Origin of the sequence: Winogradskyella poriferorum (genome assembly GCF_050618035.1) — a bacterium.
Classification (GTDB): Bacteria; Bacteroidota; Bacteroidia; order Flavobacteriales; family Flavobacteriaceae; genus Winogradskyella; species Winogradskyella poriferorum_A.
Map to the genome: position 1 here is coordinate 1 of NZ_JBODPY010000165.1, position 229 is coordinate 229.

The window sequence follows — 229 nt, forward strand, 5'->3', positions numbered from 1 at the left end:
TAGTGAAACCTATTATTCAGGAACCTGTGAACCGCTTTTAGAAGAATATGCGCTTAAAAATTCGTATGAACCCTATGTTTTATCCTATATTGAGACACCGTGGGAGCCAGATGATCTTAGAGATAAAGCCAATGAAAGAGAGCGTATGTTTAAAGCATTTGAAAAAGCTCTAATAGTTCATAAGCGACCATATGGATTATTAAAGGCAAATAAGAAAGAACGTCTTAAA

1 protein-coding gene is annotated in these 229 nt (G+C 34.9%); it reads left to right on the forward strand.

Going from position 1 to position 229, the window contains the following annotated elements:
• The coding region (locus tag ACRHOC_RS15330) for an AAA family ATPase (protein ID WP_431159460.1) at positions 1–229 on the forward strand (229 nt) is incomplete at both ends.